Origin of the sequence: Huaxiibacter chinensis, assembly GCF_022171985.1 — a bacterium.
In the GTDB taxonomy this organism is placed as follows: Bacteria; Pseudomonadota; Gammaproteobacteria; order Enterobacterales; family Enterobacteriaceae; genus Enterobacter; species Enterobacter chinensis_A.
In genome coordinates, this window is record NZ_JAJVHF010000020.1 from 1 (window position 1) to 17140 (window position 17140).

Consider the following 17140-nt stretch of genomic DNA (forward strand, 5'->3'; position numbering starts at 1 on the left):
GAAGTAATTCTCACATGCGATCTCAAGTAGCCAGTTGTGGAAAACCGACATAAGCATCCCCTGTTACCCTGAAACTCTACTCACCATTTTTTCATAATTATATACAAACAGCCAGAAAGGCTGTTACAGGGGTCAGTTTGGATATAGAGAATTATTGTACGGTAAGCCTGTTTTTTGAACAGGCTTACCTGTAGCAATAGGGTACACCCTGACGCCATAATAAAAACGTGACGGTACACGATGAATGACATAACCTATATGCGATAGAATAAATGCAATAACCTAAAAGCGATAATGCGGTGAAAAAATGTTCATCAGAGCTTATTTGAGAGCGTCGACGGAAGATCAGTTTGCCGATCGAGCAAAAGATATGCTGGAGCAGTTCGTTCAGGAACGAGGGTATAAAATAGCCAGTTACTACCGGGAGAATATCAGCGGAACAAAACTCGACCGCCCGGAGCTGGGACGCCTGCTAATGGACAGTCACCACAATGATATTTTACTTGTCGAGCAGATAGACCGTCTGACCCGTCTGAGCAACAGCGACTGGATGACGCTGAAAAAGCAGATTGAGCAACATGAACTGCGGATCGTCAGTCTTGACGTCCCAACTTCATGGCAGGCTCTGTCAGATAAAGATCCTTCACAGGCTGACCCGATAACCCGCGCAGTTATCACGGCGATCAACAATATGTTGATCGATCTGATGGCCGCAATGTCGCATAAGGACTGGCTGAGTCGTCGCCAGCGACAGCAACAGGGAATTGAGCGTGCTCATTCCCTGGGTAAATACCGGGGCAAGCAGGCAGACAGTGAACGACACCAGAAGGTGTTGTACTACCGACAGGTTAAGAAACTCAGTATACGGGAGACAGCAGAAGCAACCGGCTACAGTTCTTCTCAGGTTTGTCGGATACAGGCGCTTAATAAAATCACCGGTACTGATTGAATCAGCTTTAAGCTGGATCAATTCCCGCCTATACAACGTACTATCAAACTTATCATCTGAAATGCTATGCTCATCGTTATGTCAAGAATGACATAACGAATCAGAGAGGAATGCATGTCATCAGTTTCAAAAAGGAATGGAAAAGGTTTTTTCTCAGGCGCGGTAATTGGGGCTTTAGGAGGGCTGATTGGGCTCGGTGGGGCTGAGTTTCGCCTTCCCGTCCTGATCGGTAGTTTCAAAATACCCACCCTGGAAGCCGTCATCTTTAACAAAGCAATGAGCCTCGCTGTTGTCGCTATCGCTCTAATTTTCCGCACAAAATCGATAGCCACCGATCAGTTGGTAGAGCATCTTGATATTGTCATGAATTTACTGGCAGGAAGTCTTATTGGGGCATGGTGGGCCGCAGGCCGCGCCATTAAGATGTCCAGAATCTGGCTGGACAGAATCATTCTGCTCCTCCTTGTTTTACTGTCGTTCGTCATGTTCTCAGAAGCATGGCTACCACTGCACAGTATTTCCGGCGGGTTATTTCAACCCGGTATTGCCACAATTATTGCAGGTGTGATTTCAGGGTTCTTTATCGGGATAGTCGCAGCATTGCTCGGTGTGGCAGGCGGTGAGCTTCTGATCCCCACAATCGTTATCCTGTTCGGGGTTGATATCAAACTGGCCGGAAGCCTGTCATTGATGATTAGCCTGCCCACAATGATTGTTGGTTTTTCCCGTTATACAAATGCAGATGCTTTCCAGATTCTGAAAAAAGAAAGGCCGCTGTTTGTATGGATGGTCATCGGATCTGTGATTGGTGCGGCAATTGGCGGACTTCTGGTCGGCCTGTTCCCGGTTAAAGTACTTATGACTTTACTTGGGGTGATCCTTCTTATCTCCGCCATCAAAACGTTCAAACACACCCGGCAAAAATAATTTCGAGAAAGGTATCAGGATGAATAAAAAAGCGCTTATATCTGATTTTATTTTGGTCAGACCCCGAATTTACATTAATGACAACATCTCGCTGGGGCCGGGTAAAATCGATCTATTGCGCGCTATAGATGGGTTTCATTCCCTGTCAGCCGCCGCAAAAGATTTGGGTATACCCTATAAAAGGGCGTGGCTCCTGATTGATACGTTAAACAAAGGGATAGGTAAGCCCGTGGTCATCACGTCAACAGGCGGCAGCAAAGGTGGAGGCTCGGTTTTGACACCACTTGGCCAGAAGTTACTTAGCTGGTACGACAAAACAGAGGCCAACCTTAACGAGCAATCACAGCAGGACTTGCAGGATCTCGAGAAAATTATCTTCGGTGAGAGTTAACCCATTCGGCTCGGTCTTTGATCGGGCCATAACCGTACAAAAAATCATCTTAACGAATGGAAGGGACTTTCCCTGATTATGCGCCTGATTAACTCTTGTGCAATCATGGGGTACACATCGTCCCGGAGTAATTCGTTATGACTATCACGACTGTCGGTATCGATCTTGCTAAAAATGTGTTTGCTGTTCACGGTGTTGATCAGAATGGCAGAACTGTTCTGGTTAAACCTAAAGTTTCGCGTGCTGCTCTTCCTGAGTCCATTGCAGGTTTGCCTCCCTGTGTTATCGGGATGGAAGCATGCTCTGGGGCTCACTACTTGGCAAGGTTATTTCGGCAGTATGGTCATGAGCCACGTCTGATGGCCGCTAAATTTGTGTCTACTTACCGCATGGCCGGCAAATCAGGGAAGAATGATGCAGCTGATGCTCAGGCTATCTGTGAAGCGGTTCGTCGCCCACATATGCGATTTGTACCCGTGAAGGACGAAAGCCAGCAGGCGATGCAATGCAATGCTTACACCGCACCCGTCAGGGTTTCATAGAAGAGAAAACAGCAACGTATAATCGTCTGCGAGGATTGATATCTGAATTCGGTGTCATCGCGCCACAAAATACTGATGCCCTGCGCCACATAGTTTCTGTGCAGAAGAGCTCTTTACCGCTTCAGGTTCAGCAATGTGTTGATGATTTGCTGGAACACATTGAAGCTAACATCACTGAATATGACCGAATTTTGTCCCGCATGGCCAAAACAGATCATCGCAGTCAGCGGCTGATGGAGCTAAAGGGCGTTGGCCCCACAACTGCCTGTGCGCTGGTCGCCAGTATCGGTAATGCACATGATTTTAAAAATGGACGTCAACTGGCCGCCTGGCTGGGACTGACGCAATCACAATACAGCAGCGGCGGAAAGCCGAAGCTCGGCAGGATCACAAAAGCCGGTTATTCGTATCTGCGAACGCTCTTGGTACAGGGGGATCTTTCAGTGCTTATTGGCGCTGAGAAAAGGAATGACTCATTCAGCCGTTGGGTTTGTATGTTGGTTGAGCGCAGAAGGTACTGGCAGGCTGTTGTGGCCAACGTCTATTGACCATTCCCTGTGTGGGAACGCTCACGGTCAGTACTATTTCCACTGAGCTTGGCGATGGGAAACACTACGCCAGTAGTCGTGACTTCGCAGCGGCAACGGGGCTGCTTCCACGTGAGTACAGCACCGGTGGTCGAACAACTCTGTTGGGGATCAGCAAACGAGGCAACAAAAAGATCCGAATATTACTGGTCCAGTGCCCCAGAGTGTTCATACAAAAAACAAAAACTAGAACACCAGAAAGGCAAACTGGGCCAGGGAATTAATGTGCAGAAAAAGCAACTTTGTTGTGACCTGCGCACTCGCAAACAAGCTGGCCAGGATAGCCTGGGTGCTTACGACGCGACAACAGACGTTCGCGTCGTAAGTCTCTAACAATAAATTTTTAAACAATCACCTATCTGGTTTGCGAATGCTGATCATTGATGATACAAACGGCCGACCGGCCTGTTGAAGAACCTGTATATCGGAATGGCTCATCTGAAGCCGTATGATTTTTCTGAGGTTCATCAGGCGCAGAACTCATCGTGGCGCGATTCTGACGCTGGATAGATTTAAGCAAGCCAATGATATCGTCGAAAATCAGTGTTGCAAAAACGGGAGTGACCATAGATTCGATATCCAAACTGCCCCCAGCACAGCATTTGTAAGCAAGAATTTGCCGATACTCATGAGTTAAGTCTTTCCGTCGTGAAGTCTAGGTTACGGAGAATTCGTCAGCGGTTGCGCGAGGTGTTGATACGTAATTGCCAAGTGCACTTTGACTACAGTGGTCGGGCTTGTTACCACGCACCTCGGCGTGAGGATTACTGAAATCAATCTCGAAGAAAATTTCTGCATCCTTTTGCGAGTTCATTCGTCTTCAAGATAGTGGCTTCATCAGGAAGCTACGCGACTCACGAAGGAGATAGAGTAATGACACACGATGAATTCGAAGCGGCGATGGTCTTTCACGGCCATAAGTGTCCAGCAATGCCTTTAGGCTACCGTGCTGCGCAAGCAGCGATGAGAGCGCTCGGTGTGGAACGGGCAGAAGACAAGGAGCTGCATGTCATAGCAGAAACAGGGAAAGGCCATGCTGCGGGATGCTTTCTGGATGGCGTAATGTCGGCTACGGGATGCACCTACGGCAAGTCGAACATCGAGAAGCGCTATTACAACAAGATGGCTTTCACTCTGATAGACGTGAAGACCGGGCGCTCAGTACGTGTACGGCTAAAGGACGAGTTTTTCGGCAACATGCTCAACTCGCCTTTTGTTGCCCAACGCAAACAAGGCATAGCGCCACAGGATATTCCCGCCGAAGTCACTGACCCCCTGGTTAACAAGGTCATATCGATGCCGGAAGAAATGTTTCTCGATATCGGGCTAAAGAAGCCGTTTGAACTTCCACGCGGTAAAAGCTGCTTTGACACGGAACTATGCGCCAAATGTGGGGAACGTGTCTTTGTCGATAAACTGATCGACACGGAAGCGGGACGGCTTTGCATTCCTTGCCAGGAAAAACTGGCTGGACATACTGTATCCTCATTTTGCTAAGGAATTGAAATGCTTGCCATCGCTGCCGTTGCAACGTTTTTTCTAACCGCTATCATGGCCATGGCCGGAGTCGGAGCCGCTTTTATTCTGGTTCCGATCTTCTTGGCACTAGGGGTCGAAATTCATGCAGCGATGGCCACCGCCTTGCTTCTGAATGCCATATCGACGAGCGTGTCGACAACGACATTCATTCGCAAGCGTTTGGTCGAATGGCGGTTGGCACTCCCCATTTTGATTGTGGCCGTGGTTTTGTCGCCAATCGGGGTTCATGTCAGCCAAAGGTTAGACCGCCATTTTCTACTGTGGCTGTTCTCCGGTTTTCTTATTTTTGCCAGCCTCATGATGTTGTTGTACGCGCCAAAATCTTCTGGAATTCAGCGTAGTGCGCGAAGCCAGATGTTGAGTAGTTTGTCCCTTGGCGGTGTTGCGGGTTTTGTCGGTGGCCTGTTAGGGGTTGGAGGTGGCAGCATCATCGTCCCGGCACTCGTGGGGGCCGGGCTGGAACCCAAACGGGCGTCAGCAACCGCTTCTTTCGTGGTCGTGTTTGCTTCTCTGACCGGTTTCTTTGCCCACGCAACGCTTTCGGGAATGGATTATTCGCTGGTCGGTGCCACCGGTATCGCATCGGCGGGAGGGGCTGCATTTGGCGCGTGGTTAATGAGCGAAAAACTCAAAGGGCAACAGCTTAAATACATCATTGGATTCGTCCTGTTAGGGACCGCCGTCAAGATCATCTGGGGGCTTTTGTAAAATAAACGGAATCAAAATCATGTAAGCACACGATGGCCATATTCATGGCAACTCAACCGGAGCGAAGCTGTATTGGCCGCTCGTTGTTACGCTCGGATTTTCTGCCGTAGAGGTCTTCGCCGATTGGCAATCCAGCTCGTTGGGTTCTGTCGCATTAGCGTAGACAAGTCAGTAATTATTGCGCTGTCTATATTTTAGGCAACCAACAGGTAAAATTGTTCCGCCGGTGATAAAGGCTCTTCAGCGGGATGCTGATATTGCCCTTTACGTATCATATGCACTAACTCAATGCCCTCCATTATCGTCTGCGCTCGCCGAAATGATTTGAACCCCAGTATCTGTCGTATTCGGCGTTTGATATTCCGATGGTCCTGCTCAATCAGGTTGTTCAGGTATTTACTCTGCCTGATGGTGATGGTTTCTTCTTCAGGTTTACTGGCGTTGAGTGTGGCCAGCGCCGCCATGTTGGCACCGCTTTTATCGATGGTTACAACCTCAGTAGATTAGTCCCTATATTTCCAGACACTTTTTATCGCTTAACCCATTACTGGTTCGCCGCCGTAGATATTCCCGTGGCTAACGATACCCCAGTGCACTATGCGGATGCCATTCGTTGTAATGTTCGAAGGCCTCTGCAAAGTTCTTTACCGCTGTTAACCCGTCCGGCTTCGGTATGATGCTGATGTAATCCCGCTTCATCGTTTTCACGAAGCTCTCTGCCATCCCGTTGCTTTCCGGGCTACGTACCGCCGTATGTTTAGGCTCCAGTCCTACCTTCCCTGTATGCGCCGGCTTCAAGGGCGGTATTGCCGGTTTACGCTCAAGCAAACAGCGCATTCTTACGCATGATTCAGTATACGCGTTTGGCATTGATCACCGCCATGTCGTCCGTTTCTGATTGTCTGCGCAGCAGTGCCCACACCCGACGATAACCATACGTAGGCAGATCGCCGATAACGGTATGGATACGATCCAGAGCTTCAATATCATCAGGCTTGCGCTTGCGTCGACGCTCCTGCCAGTTCTTCGACCGACGAGCCATAGCATGCAGTTGCGCACGTGAGACCCGTAGCCAACAGCTGACAAGGCTTATTCGCCATCCTCCGGCAGCAAGGGCACGTGCGCTATCCACTTTTTTGTCGGCCATATTCAACGGCTTCTTTCAGCAGCTCGTTTTCCATGGTTTTCTTGCCCAGCAGGCGCTGTAGCTCTTTAATTTGCTTCATCGCAGATGCCTGTTCCGACGCGGGTATAACCTGTTCACCCACAGCAACGGCGGTGAGACTACCTTCCTGGTACTGCTTACGCCACAGGAACAGCTGACTGGCAGCAACACTATGCTGACGGGCAACCAGCAACACGGTCATACCGGGTTCAAAGCTCTGCTGAACAATGGCGATTTTTTCCTGAAGGCTGCGCCGTCTGCGCTTCTCCGGACCTAAAACATCAATCATCCGGACTCCAACGACTAGTCTAAAAACTAGTATTAAGACTATCACTAATTTAAGTGATACCAACTGTCTGGAGATTCATGGAGCCAGTCTACTCAGGCTCACCGTGGTGGCGAATGGCCTTGCGAAAGAAGCGTAAGGCAGCCGCAGCGTCGCGTCTGGCGGTCAACAGGAAGTCGACGGTCTGCCCCGCGGTATCAACCTCCCGGTACAGATATTTCCACTGGCCTTTGATTTTAATGTAAGTTTCGTCCATCCGCCACCGCCGACCTACATTACGCTTATACTGGCGGAACGACGGTGCCAGGCGCATAACCCAGCGATGAAGAGTGGAATGGTCAACGATAACGACGTGCTCCGTCATCATATCTTCGAGATTGCGCAGGCTGAGGGCGTAAGTCAGATACCAGCGAACACATTGAGCAATAACATCAATGGGATAGTGCAGGCGCTTAAAAGCTTTTCGTATCAGAAGCATGGGCAGGTAACATTATAAAAAAACAGTATGTTACCCGGCGACGTCTTAATGCGTCAGAACCAGATGAGGTGCCATGTGTATGGCACCTCATCTCTTATTGATTCATCGACTCCATAACCGCCTGCCAGGTTATAAAGCCACCACTCAGATTATATGTCCGGAAGCCGTGAGCCTGCAGAATACGGTATGCCACATGCCCGCGCAGACCACTCTGACAACCGATAAAAATCTCTTTATCTACAGGCAATTTTTCAAGATTCTCCCGCAGAGAATCCAGAGGGATGGATAGCGCATCAGGATATTCGCCAAATTGTTTCAGTTCTTCAGGAGAACGAATATCAACTAAACAATAACTGCCCGGTTCCCGTTGCAAAACATCGCTGACATGACATATGGCCGTATCTCCCCTGATGACATTTGCCGCCACCATACCGGCCTGGTTAACAACGTCCCTTGCACTGTTAAAAGGCGGGGCATAAGTCAGCTCAAGATGCTCGAGATCGTTGACGGTAAGTCCCGCGCGCTGCGCGACAGACAGAACATCGATGCGTTTATCAACCCCTTTTTTCCCTGACGCCTGGGCCCCCAGAATTTTACCGGTATCGGGGCTGAACAGCAGTTTCAGACTGATCATCGTAGCCCCAGGGTAGTAACCGGCATGATCAGCAGCATGGACGTAAACCTTCTCGTATCGGGTACCATGGGCTTTCAGTTGCTTTTCATTCGCACCGACGCTGCCAATACTCAGCGAAAATACCTTACAAATGGATGTCCCCTGACTGCCATGGTAAAGGCTGTGGTGATCAAGCATGTTATCAGCAGCAATGCGTCCCTGGCGGTTGGCGGGCCCAGCCAGAGGAATATTAGCGGGTTCCTGAAAGACAAGGTCAGGTGTTTCAACTGCATCCCCCACGGCGTAGATGTCAGGAATACTGGTCTGCATACAGGCATTGACGCTTATACCTCCCCGTTTACCCACTTCGAGCCCGGCTACTGTGGCAAGGCTGTTCTCAGGTTTTACCCCGATGGCGAGAATAACCATGTCGGTCTGCACAAAGCCACCGTCAGACAGTGCAACGCGGAATCCCGTTTCTGTCCGCAGCACCTCGGTGAGTGCCGTTCTGAGACGCAGATCCACGCCATGATTCCGGATTTCCTGATGCAGGGCTGATGCCATTTCAGGATCAACCGGAGCCATAACCTGTTCCTCCATCTCCAGCAGGGTAACACGGATCCCCCGTTCGCTCAGAGCCTCCATCACTTCAAGTCCGATGAATCCCCCCCCGACAAGCGTGGTGTGAGCGACGTTATGTTGCTCAATCCACGCCAGGATAGCATCCATGTCAGTAAGATTTCGGAGCGTAAAGACGCCCTCTTGCTGTAGCCCGGGCAAAGGAGGGACAACCGGCGCGGCTCCGGTACTGAGGAGTAGACGATCCCATACTTCGGTATGGATCTCACCTGAGGTCAAATTTTTAACTGTCACTGTTTTATTAACCGGATCCACTGACGTCACTTCATGGCAGGTACGGACGTCTATGTTAAAGCGGGATTTAAAATCCTCCGGAGTCTTAAGAATAAGTGACTGCCGTAACGGAATTTTTCCGCCTATATGATAAGGCAATCCACAGTTGGCGAAAGAGACATCGCTTCCCCGTTCAAACACAACAATACTGACATCTTCTGACAACCGGCGAGCTCTGGCTGCAGCGGACGCACCGCCGGCAACACCACCAACAATCACTATTTTCATTACATCCTCTCTGTTCACTCGGGGCAAAATGTCTGCCAGATATAATTAGTTACCCAGGCCAGCTGGACGCTGCAGACCTGGCGAACACGGTGGCAAAATTATGGTAAGCGTGCAGCGAGAACCGTATTGACGGGGATGTGTTATTCAGTTGGCAGTGCTACGCGCCAGGGGAGTAGTTCGCTGACCCGGTTTATCGGCCAGTCCGCTATGACGTTAAGGACGTGACGGAGGTAGCTTTCTGGCTCCACTCCGTTCAGTTTGCATGTCCCGATCAGGCTGTACAGCAGCGCTCCCCGCTCTCCTCCATGATCCGAACCGAAGAACAGCCAGTTTTTGCGGCCCAGGCTGACCATCCGTAGCGCATTCTCAGCTATGTTGTTATCTGCCTCGGCCCAGCCGTCGTCAGTATAGTAAGCCAGCGCCGGCCACTGGTTCAGTACGTACGTGAACGCTTTCGCCAGTTCTGAGTGTCGCGACAGCGTTTTCACCTTTTCACGCAGCCAGCTTTCCAGGGATTTCAGCCGCGGTTTAGCTTTTTGCTGACGTTCTGCAAGGCGTCGCTTCGCCGGCATTCCCCTTATCTCCGCTTCAACGGCATACAGCTCGCCGATACGCTTCAGGGCTTCATCCGTCAGCGCCGACGGTGTGCGGACGTGCACATCGTGGATTTTACGGCGGGCGTGAGCCCAGCAGGCGGCTTCCGTTATCTGGCCATCGCGGTACAGCTCGTTGAACCCGGCGTACGCATCGGCCTGCAGCACACCACTGAACCCTGCAAGATGGGTCTGAGGGTGGATGCCTTTTCTGTCCGGGCTGTAAGCGAACCACACCGCCGGCGCGACTGCTGATCCAGCGTTGCGGTCATCACGAACATACGTCCACAACCGCCCGGTCTTCGTCTTCTTATTGCCCGGCAGCAGCACCTGGACCGGGGTGTCATCGGCATGGAGTTTACCGTCGGTCAGGACATAGCCCTGAAGCGCCTCTTCCAGCGGTGACAGCAGCCGGCAGCATGCATCCACCCAGCCCGACAGCAGTGAGCGGCTCAGCTCCACACCCTGGCGGCTGTATATTTCTGACTGCCGGTACAGCGGGGTATGTTCTGCATACTTTGAACTCAGCACGCGGGCCAGCAGCCCCGGTCCGGCGATACCCCGCTCGATGGGACGTGAAGGCGCGGGGGCCTGCACGATGGCATCGCACTGAGTACAGGCATGCTTTTCACGTACTGTCCGGATAACCCGGAAGGCGCTGCGCATCAGCTCCAGCTGTTCGGCGGCATCTTCACCCAGGTAACTCAGCGCACCACCACATTCCGGGCAGCATGACGCTGCCGGCAGCAGCCGTTTTTCGTCACGGGGAAGTGATTCAGGGAACGGTTTGCGGGTACGGGTCTGCCGCAGCGGGCGCTGCACGGCCGGGTCATCCACCCGGCCGGTAAGGGTATCGCTTTCTTTCTGCAACTGCTTAAGGTCGGCTTCCATCTGCGCGATACGGCGGGAGACTTTTTCGGAGCGGCTGCCGAAGTTCATCCGGCGCAGCTTATCCAGTTGCGCCTGCAGGTGATCTATTTCGCGTTCACGCTCGTTCAGCTTTTCCAGAAGGGCACGGTTCAGCGCCTCCTGTTCGGCAAGGAGACGTTTCAGTTCATCGATATCGTCAGGAAGTAAGCTGTTCATACCGGGTATATTACCAGGCTCATTCAGCGTCGACCAGGATAAAGAGGCCTACAACATAGTCAGTGACGTAAGCAGTCTTTTAGGCTGCCGCCAGTCGATACCTTCAAGGAGCATCGCCAGCTGTGCCGGTGTGAGGAACACTTTGCCATCCCGGGCTGACGGCCAGGCGAAGCGGCCGCGCTCCAGCCGTTTGGTCAGCAGACACAGTCCATCGCCGGTAGACCAGAGGAGCTTTACCTGACTGCCATTACGCCCACGGAAGATAAAAACGTGACCTGACATCGGATCGTCTTTCAGCGTCGTCTGCACCTTTGCCGCCAGGCCGTTGAAGCCGTTTCTCATATCGGTGATGCCAGCGACCAGCCAGATCTTTGTCCCTGATGGTAATGGGATCAACGTTTGAGCTCCCGTATCAGCAGGTTCAGGATATTTTCGCTGATGGCACCATTCAGACGGAGTGATCCGTGCCGGAACGTCACTTCACAGCTGATATTGAGTGATTCAGGTGCCGCAGCAGCTACAGGTTGTGACCGGGGGGAGGTTGCAGGGACAACATCTTCGGTATCAAGTGTTATCGGGAGCAGCTCAGGCACGTTGTTTTCTGTTGTTGAAGGAGGACGTAGTTTTCCTTCGCGCCAGTACTGGCGCCACTTGAACAGCAAATTATCGTTGATCCCATGCTCACGAGCGAGTTGCGCTACGGAGATCTCTGGTCGATGCGAGAGTTCAACCATTTTGATTTTGAACTCAACGGGATAATTAGGGCTTTTTTTACGCACTGCGGTTAATGATTTCATGGATAGCGTCCACCATATTTGGTGTCCACTATCCTCTCAGGAATATCAGGATCTGCCAGACGGTGCTGAGACGACGCTTACAAATTATGGCACCATCAGTATACTAAATAACATTATATAAAAATACAGAATGTGAGAAACCAGCAATGCCCATGAATGAAGACACAAAACGTCAGACCGATATGAAAAATGCAGCCCTGGGGGCAGCAGATGTCTTACGGGGACTGGCTAACAGCGACCGGTTGCTGTTGATGTGCCAGTTAAGCCATGGGGAAGCGAATGTGGCCGAGCTGGAAGCTGCAGTCGGTATCACTCAGCCGACCCTGTCTCAGCAACTGGGTGTAATGCGCCGCCTGAAGCTTGTCGAGACCCGACGGGCAGGTAAAATGGTATATTACCGTATTGAGGATAACCGTATCATGACGTTGTTAAATACCTTGTATGATCTCTACTGCCCGCAGGCAGGCACAGGTAAAGGAAGCCATAACAACGAATAATGTGATCCTGCTTTCCACGCAAACCGTTTTATCATTGCAGCATTAACCCTGTCAGGTTGTGAAGAGCCTGGCCGGTATCTGCGATATTATAACGGGAAAGCGACAGTGGTCCGGATATACCCATCGGTAATGCCTGTCCGGACTGTATTTATCGCTCACGCGTTCACTGTTTAACTTATTGATTTATCGGTTTTTATACTATTACGGTCAGAAAAAACAGCCACGGCAGCACGGATGGTACTGCACTGACAGCAATGGCCTGTGGCTGACAAACCGTTTTTTCTGCTGCCACCGGTTTACATTATTCAAGCAGGCTGCGCAACATCCAGGCAGTTTTCTCATGTAACTGGATACGTTGTGTAAGCAGATCTGCTGTGGCTTCATCATTCGCATTATTAACAACAGGGAACAGGGAGCGCGCAGTTTTAACCACAGTCTCCTGGCCCTGGACAAGATTCTCAATCATGTTTTTTGCTGCCGGAATATCCTTGTCTTCATTAACCGCTGTTAAACGTGAAAATTCATGATATGTGCCGGGCGCGAAGCATCCGAGCGAGCGTATACGTTCAGCGATATCATCAACAGCAGTGGCCAGCTCATTGTATTGATTTTCAAACATTAAATGTAAGCTGTTAAACATGGGGCCAGTTACATTCCAGTGATAGTAATGTGTTTTTATATACAGGGTATAGGTGTCAGCAAGAAGCCGGGACAGACCGTCTGCAATCTCCACCCGGGATGATTCAGGAATACCAATATCAATTATTTGTTTACTCATAACTACCTCTTACACTGTTTAAGTGGGATATACGATATGCCATTATTCTTTCCGGTCTGAGCAAAACACGCTTCATATTTTTATAATAACCAGTTACACCTGGCGTCTGCCACACTAGCCATGCGCCAGAGCAATATCCTGCGACGGGACAATGAATTTCGCCGTGGCACGAGCCACTTTCTGCTGTCCCTTTGCCAGCCATGCTTCGAGCTGGTAAACCCCCCTGCGTTGCCCAAGCAGTCTGGCACAGACCATCAGCTTGTCACCGGTACAAACGGGTGAAATGAATCTGACAGTCAGTTCAGCCGTCAGGGCCTGCACTCCCTGCATAAACAAGCAGTGAGTCATTGCGGCATCCAGCAAGGTACTCGTCATTCCGCCATGTAAAAGACCCGTATACCCCTGATGTCTGTGATCGGCCGTGTAGTCAGCACATACAGATCCATCCGGGTATTCTGAAAACATTAAGTTCACCGTATCAGGGTTGTTGTCGAGGGAACCACAAACCATACAACAGTTATGGGCATTTCTGGCATCAAGATAACAATTCATCTGTTTCTGTTCAGCGTCCGGTTGTACTGACGGGAGGCATCAGGAATTCAGTCAGCTGAGTGTCTTTCCCGGCATCATTCATTCCGGCTCCTGGTTTATACACAGTACGGGTCTGATAAAAATCACCGCCCGTGATGAAATAAACTCATGAATGGCAACAGCGCCCGTTTCCGTGATGATGCTGACGCCCACCCTGGCACGCATTTTCTGCTGTGTTCCCGTCAGAGTTACAGCATTTTTTCCCTTTCGCCTCATGATTAAAGGACTGGCGCCCCTGCTCCGGCTTATTCAGTTCAGTCAGAACACGGGTATCCGGATCACACAGTTCAGTGAACAAACGACGGCCACAGTCAGTCTGGTACACCGCGATCTGATGCCCCAGTAATTTACCCAGCATCCGTTCCCCGATGTTACGGACCACAACGCGGCTGACTTGCTGTTGAACCAGCAGGTCAACCAGCTTCCGTTTACCTGAACAATCTGCGCCCAGCGCGGGATTTTCTGTCCGGCTGAGCTCCACACCGCGCTCATCCACTAGGACAAGGTGACTCGCTTTGGTAAAATGATTTGCTACCCGGTCGTCATTCACTGGAATGGCTGTGATCATCTTGTGTAACTCCTTCCCTTTCAGAGTGCATTATTAAGGCCTTGCCCTGAGTGAGACAGTCCACAACCTTAAAACGGGCCGCTTTCAGGACATTGGCCAGTGTCTGTCTTGAAACCCTCATTGCAACAGCCGCTTCCTGCTGTTGCATGCCCAGTAAATCGACCAGTCGTAACGCTTCAAACTCATCTTCTTTTAAATGAACATGTTCAAGCTGGCTCATCGGTCGCGCATTGGGCTTAAAACAGGTATCCGCAGGGCGGCCACAGATGTTACGGGGAATTCTGGGTCTTGGCATGAAGGCTCCTTATTGGTATATGCTATATATACACTCGTAAACTGGCATATGCAATATACTCTGCTCACCGGTGGAGAATTTTTTGCTTTGCCTCTTGAGTCTGGGAGTGTGCAGCATACCAAAGGGAACTATGGAATGACTCTGAACCGGTAGGCGATTCTGCCTTATACCTTTATAGTTGGCTCGGAAGTGTCAAGATTGTCCGTGACGATTCATTCTGCTATTAATTAATAAAACCTATCTCGATGAGGTTTGAACTTGCAATGTAGTTGCCAGATTGCATATCGATATTGAAGAGGAACAGCTTCGAAAACGTTTCGGGTTGGAATGGAAACGCTATACGCAACGGGTTCGTCGCTGGTTATAGCAATCCCGTGGTATTGCAGGCGACAGATAAGTTCGAAACAATAAAGCAAGGAATTCATTATCCTTGAGCTTTTATATCTCTGTCGGCAATCATATTGATCTTAGCCACTAAACTTCATCATAACGGCATTAAATACCATCCCCAGGGCAACGACGATCAGTAGTCCGGAAAACCCCTTCTGCACAATATGTTCAGGTAAATGCTGGCTTAGCCTTCGGCCAATCGACATCCCTGTCGCAGCACTAAGCACAAACCAGAGAGTAAAAGGCAAGGGCAGAGTGGCACCCTGTATCACTGCCACTGCAATCCCGCCTATACTTACCAATGCGACAATCATCAGCGAGGTTGCGATGCAACTGTGAATAGGAAGGGGGGTAAATTGCCGCAATAACGGGACGATAATAAATCCTCCACCCACGGCTAATAGCCCGGTCATAAAACCGGTAACAGCTCCGAACATGAGAAACAGCAACCATGTGTTTACAGCCCAGATAAATCGTCCGGTGTGTTCATCCAGTTCGACGGGATAAGTATGCCTGGCAACTATCTCGGGGGCCCGAACCAATCGCCACGCGACGATTAGCATTACCCCCGCAAACAGCAGGCTCAGCAACGCAGGGGAAGTTCGGTGGGCAACCCATAACCCAACGCTCGTCATGGGCACGCCCGCCAGTATTATCACAATAGCGGCACGATAGCGCACCAGGCCCTTGCGCCAGGCCTCAAAGGTTCCAAGAGCCGCACTCCCGGCGACGGCGACCAGGGCCACCGGAGCAGCCTGTTGTGGTGCCCATCCCATGCCCATCACCAGGGTGGGAATGGCAAAAATGCCACCACCCGCTCCTGTGATGCCGAGCACTGCTCCCACGAGCAGACCTGACAGTAACGAAATGACCATAGGCGTTACTGATGGCTGACAACGTTCGGGGCAGAATTACGATGCATGACGCTTCGCTCGTTTACGTTCAAGCTGTTCAAAAAGCAGCATGCCAGCGACCATTGCACCAACAAAACCCATACCTTTGATCATCCCTGCACCAAGTAATACCAGTCCAGGACCAGGGCAAATGCCCGCCAGTCCCCAACCAATGCCAAACAGAATAGCCCCTCCAATCAAACGCTTGTCAATCTGTTTGCTGGTCGGCAGATTTATCGCGCCACCGCACACCGAGTGGGTGCGTCGTTTCACTGACCGGAAAGCGAAGAAACCCACGCTGATGGCTCCACCCATTACAAAAGCCAGAGAAGGATCCCAGATGCGGGTAATATCCAGAAAACCAATCACTTTTGCAGGGTTTGCCATGCCGCTGAGTATTAATCCAACGCCGAATATCGCACCTGCCAACAGAGAAAAAAACAGATTCATATATGTCCCCTTGAGCGATTTACTGTGCGAGCAAGCTTGACTAAATCCACAATCCCATCAGCCAGACGGTGATAAAAGCAACCCCCATAAACGTCAACGTAGCTACCAGAGAACGGGAGGATAAACGCGACAGACCGCAAACCCCATGGCCGCTGGTACACCCCGAACCGTAGCGGGTTCCGATCCCAACCAGCAACCCGGCGATCATCAGGACAGGCCAGGAGGCAGAAACCTCGATCACAGGAAGCGGATGAACGAGGCCATATAAAAGAGGCGAGACGATAATGCCGATCAGAAAAGCCAGACGCCAGCCACGATCTCGGGTAGCCGCTGAGAGCGCACCCCCGATTATGCCACTGATCCCTGCAATACGTCCGCAGAACAGGAGCAATATCCAGGCCGCACAGCCGATCAATACCCCCCCTAAGAAACTCAGTAACGGAGTGAATTGCACCAGATTAATGGTCATGGTTAACACCTTCTGTGTCATCTTCCTGACAGTAAAGTTGATAGAGGGTAATGAGTAATATCAACATATTCGGCTCATCAATTCGGTAAAAAAACTGTTTTCCCTCACGGCGCGTTGCCACGAGTTGCAGGCGTCGAATGACTTCCAACGTCTGTCACAATGCCAGTTGCCCAATCCCCATAGCACTTTATATGTGCCCCACAGAAGCTTGTCTCTGACTGAGGTGGCACAGCAGCAGTAGCCGGTCATCATTTGCCAAAGCACGCAATACGGCGGTGGCTGCACTGGCGGTATCACGCATTTTTTTATGGCCAATAAACACGTTACTCATGAGTTCTCTTTGTTCTGATCCACGTTCGCGATAACACTTTTAATTCTTATATAATATAATATTATATAATCAAAGCG

The 17140-nt window shown here is 50.7% G+C and carries 17 protein-coding genes and 6 pseudogenes; 8 read left to right on the forward strand and 15 right to left on the reverse strand.

All coding sequences use genetic code 11. The annotated features are described in order from the left end of the window. Positions 1-307 precede the first annotated feature (307 nt). From LZP96_RS22500 to LZP96_RS22530, 7 genes and pseudogenes are all read left to right on the forward strand, one after another. Positions 308-949, forward strand: coding sequence for a recombinase family protein (locus LZP96_RS22500; protein WP_009651826.1), 642 nt, complete (start codon positions 308-310; stop codon positions 947-949). 114 nt (positions 950-1063) lie between these two features. Beyond that, entirely contained in the window at positions 1064-1876 is an 813-nt protein-coding gene (locus LZP96_RS22505; RefSeq protein WP_007372378.1) for a sulfite exporter TauE/SafE family protein, read from the forward strand. A 19-nt stretch (positions 1877-1895) separates the two neighbouring features. Beyond that, positions 1896-2267, forward strand: a complete 372-nt coding sequence (locus LZP96_RS22510; RefSeq protein ID WP_009651828.1) for a winged helix-turn-helix domain-containing protein — start codon at positions 1896-1898, stop codon at positions 2265-2267. 137 nt (positions 2268-2404) lie between these two features. Continuing rightward, positions 2405-3345: pseudogene (locus LZP96_RS22515) on the forward strand (IS110 family RNA-guided transposase); the annotation flags it as partial. Next, positions 3342-3721: pseudogene (locus LZP96_RS22520) on the forward strand (transposase); the annotation flags it as partial. The pseudogenes LZP96_RS22515 and LZP96_RS22520, both read left to right, overlap by 4 nt. 548 nt (positions 3722-4269) lie before the next feature. Further along, the gene (locus LZP96_RS22525; protein WP_007372374.1) at positions 4270-4893 is read left to right on the forward strand and encodes an FmdE family protein; all 624 of its coding nucleotides are present in this window, start codon (positions 4270-4272) and stop codon (positions 4891-4893) included. A 9-nt stretch (positions 4894-4902) separates the two neighbouring features. Next, positions 4903-5643, forward strand: a complete 741-nt coding sequence (locus LZP96_RS22530; protein WP_032951290.1) for a sulfite exporter TauE/SafE family protein — start codon at positions 4903-4905, stop codon at positions 5641-5643. Positions 5644-5837: 194 nt separating this feature from the next. Here LZP96_RS22530 and LZP96_RS22535 read toward each other — a convergent pair. From LZP96_RS22535 to tnpA, 7 genes and pseudogenes are all read right to left on the reverse strand, one after another. Further along, positions 5838-6140 (reverse strand): annotated as a pseudogene (locus LZP96_RS22535) (DDE-type integrase/transposase/recombinase); the annotation flags it as partial. A gap of 13 nt (positions 6141-6153) precedes the next feature. After that, positions 6154-7097: pseudogene (locus LZP96_RS22540) on the reverse strand (integrase core domain-containing protein). 91 nt (positions 7098-7188) lie between these two features. Next, positions 7189-7572: pseudogene (locus LZP96_RS22545) on the reverse strand (IS6 family transposase); the annotation flags it as partial. Positions 7573-7666: 94 nt separating this feature from the next. After that, on the reverse strand, positions 7667-9325 hold the full coding sequence (locus LZP96_RS22550) for an FAD-dependent oxidoreductase (RefSeq protein WP_009652879.1): 1659 nt from the start codon (positions 9323-9325) through the stop codon (positions 7667-7669). A 140-nt stretch (positions 9326-9465) separates the two neighbouring features. Continuing rightward, positions 9466-11004 (reverse strand): IS66 family transposase, encoded by a 1539-nt coding sequence (tnpC, locus tag LZP96_RS22555; RefSeq protein WP_126517228.1) that lies wholly within the window; start codon positions 11002-11004, stop codon positions 9466-9468. Positions 11005-11052: 48 nt separating this feature from the next. After that, positions 11053-11400 (reverse strand): IS66 family insertion sequence element accessory protein TnpB, encoded by a 348-nt coding sequence (tnpB, locus tag LZP96_RS22560; protein ID WP_000612626.1) that lies wholly within the window; start codon positions 11398-11400, stop codon positions 11053-11055. Further along, entirely contained in the window at positions 11397-11801 is a 405-nt protein-coding gene (gene tnpA, locus LZP96_RS22565; protein WP_000839182.1) for an IS66-like element accessory protein TnpA, read from the reverse strand. The genes tnpB and tnpA overlap by 4 nt, the downstream gene beginning before the upstream one ends. A gap of 146 nt (positions 11802-11947) precedes the next feature. Between tnpA and LZP96_RS22570 the strand changes: the two genes are divergently transcribed. Then, on the forward strand, positions 11948-12298 hold the full coding sequence (locus tag LZP96_RS22570; RefSeq protein ID WP_032951288.1) for an ArsR/SmtB family transcription factor: 351 nt from the start codon (positions 11948-11950) through the stop codon (positions 12296-12298). Positions 12299-12599: 301 nt separating this feature from the next. On the opposite strand, the gene LZP96_RS22575 is transcribed toward LZP96_RS22570, so the two are convergent. The 8 genes and pseudogenes from LZP96_RS22575 to LZP96_RS22610 all read right to left on the reverse strand — a co-directional run bounded on the left by LZP96_RS22575 (position 12600) and on the right by LZP96_RS22610 (position 17033). Continuing rightward, a complete protein-coding gene (locus tag LZP96_RS22575) occupies positions 12600-13076 on the reverse strand; it encodes a Dps family protein (protein WP_009652867.1) in 477 nt (158 codons plus the stop codon). Between the two features lie 114 nt (positions 13077-13190). Then, entirely contained in the window at positions 13191-13628 is a 438-nt protein-coding gene (locus LZP96_RS22580) for a PaaI family thioesterase (protein ID WP_032951285.1), read from the reverse strand. 145 nt (positions 13629-13773) lie between these two features. Next, on the reverse strand, positions 13774-14235 hold the full coding sequence (locus LZP96_RS22585) for a NifB/NifX family molybdenum-iron cluster-binding protein (protein ID WP_009652880.1): 462 nt from the start codon (positions 14233-14235) through the stop codon (positions 13774-13776). Beyond that, entirely contained in the window at positions 14210-14530 is a 321-nt protein-coding gene (locus LZP96_RS22590) for a DUF134 domain-containing protein (protein ID WP_032951283.1), read from the reverse strand. Before LZP96_RS22590 ends, LZP96_RS22585 begins: the two co-directional genes overlap by 26 nt. 467 nt (positions 14531-14997) lie before the next feature. Beyond that, the gene (locus tag LZP96_RS22595) at positions 14998-15795 is read right to left on the reverse strand and encodes a sulfite exporter TauE/SafE family protein (RefSeq protein WP_009652868.1); all 798 of its coding nucleotides are present in this window, start codon (positions 15793-15795) and stop codon (positions 14998-15000) included. 36 nt (positions 15796-15831) lie between these two features. Continuing rightward, entirely contained in the window at positions 15832-16263 is a 432-nt protein-coding gene (locus LZP96_RS22600) for a DUF6691 family protein (RefSeq protein WP_032951278.1), read from the reverse strand. A gap of 40 nt (positions 16264-16303) precedes the next feature. Next, complete coding sequence (locus LZP96_RS22605) at positions 16304-16732, reverse strand: YeeE/YedE family protein (protein ID WP_032951277.1); 429 nt, start codon at positions 16730-16732, stop codon at positions 16304-16306. Continuing rightward, positions 16722-17033, reverse strand: a pseudogene (locus tag LZP96_RS22610) (metalloregulator ArsR/SmtB family transcription factor). The gene LZP96_RS22605 and the pseudogene LZP96_RS22610 overlap by 11 nt, the downstream one beginning before the upstream one ends. Positions 17034-17140 lie beyond the last annotated feature (107 nt).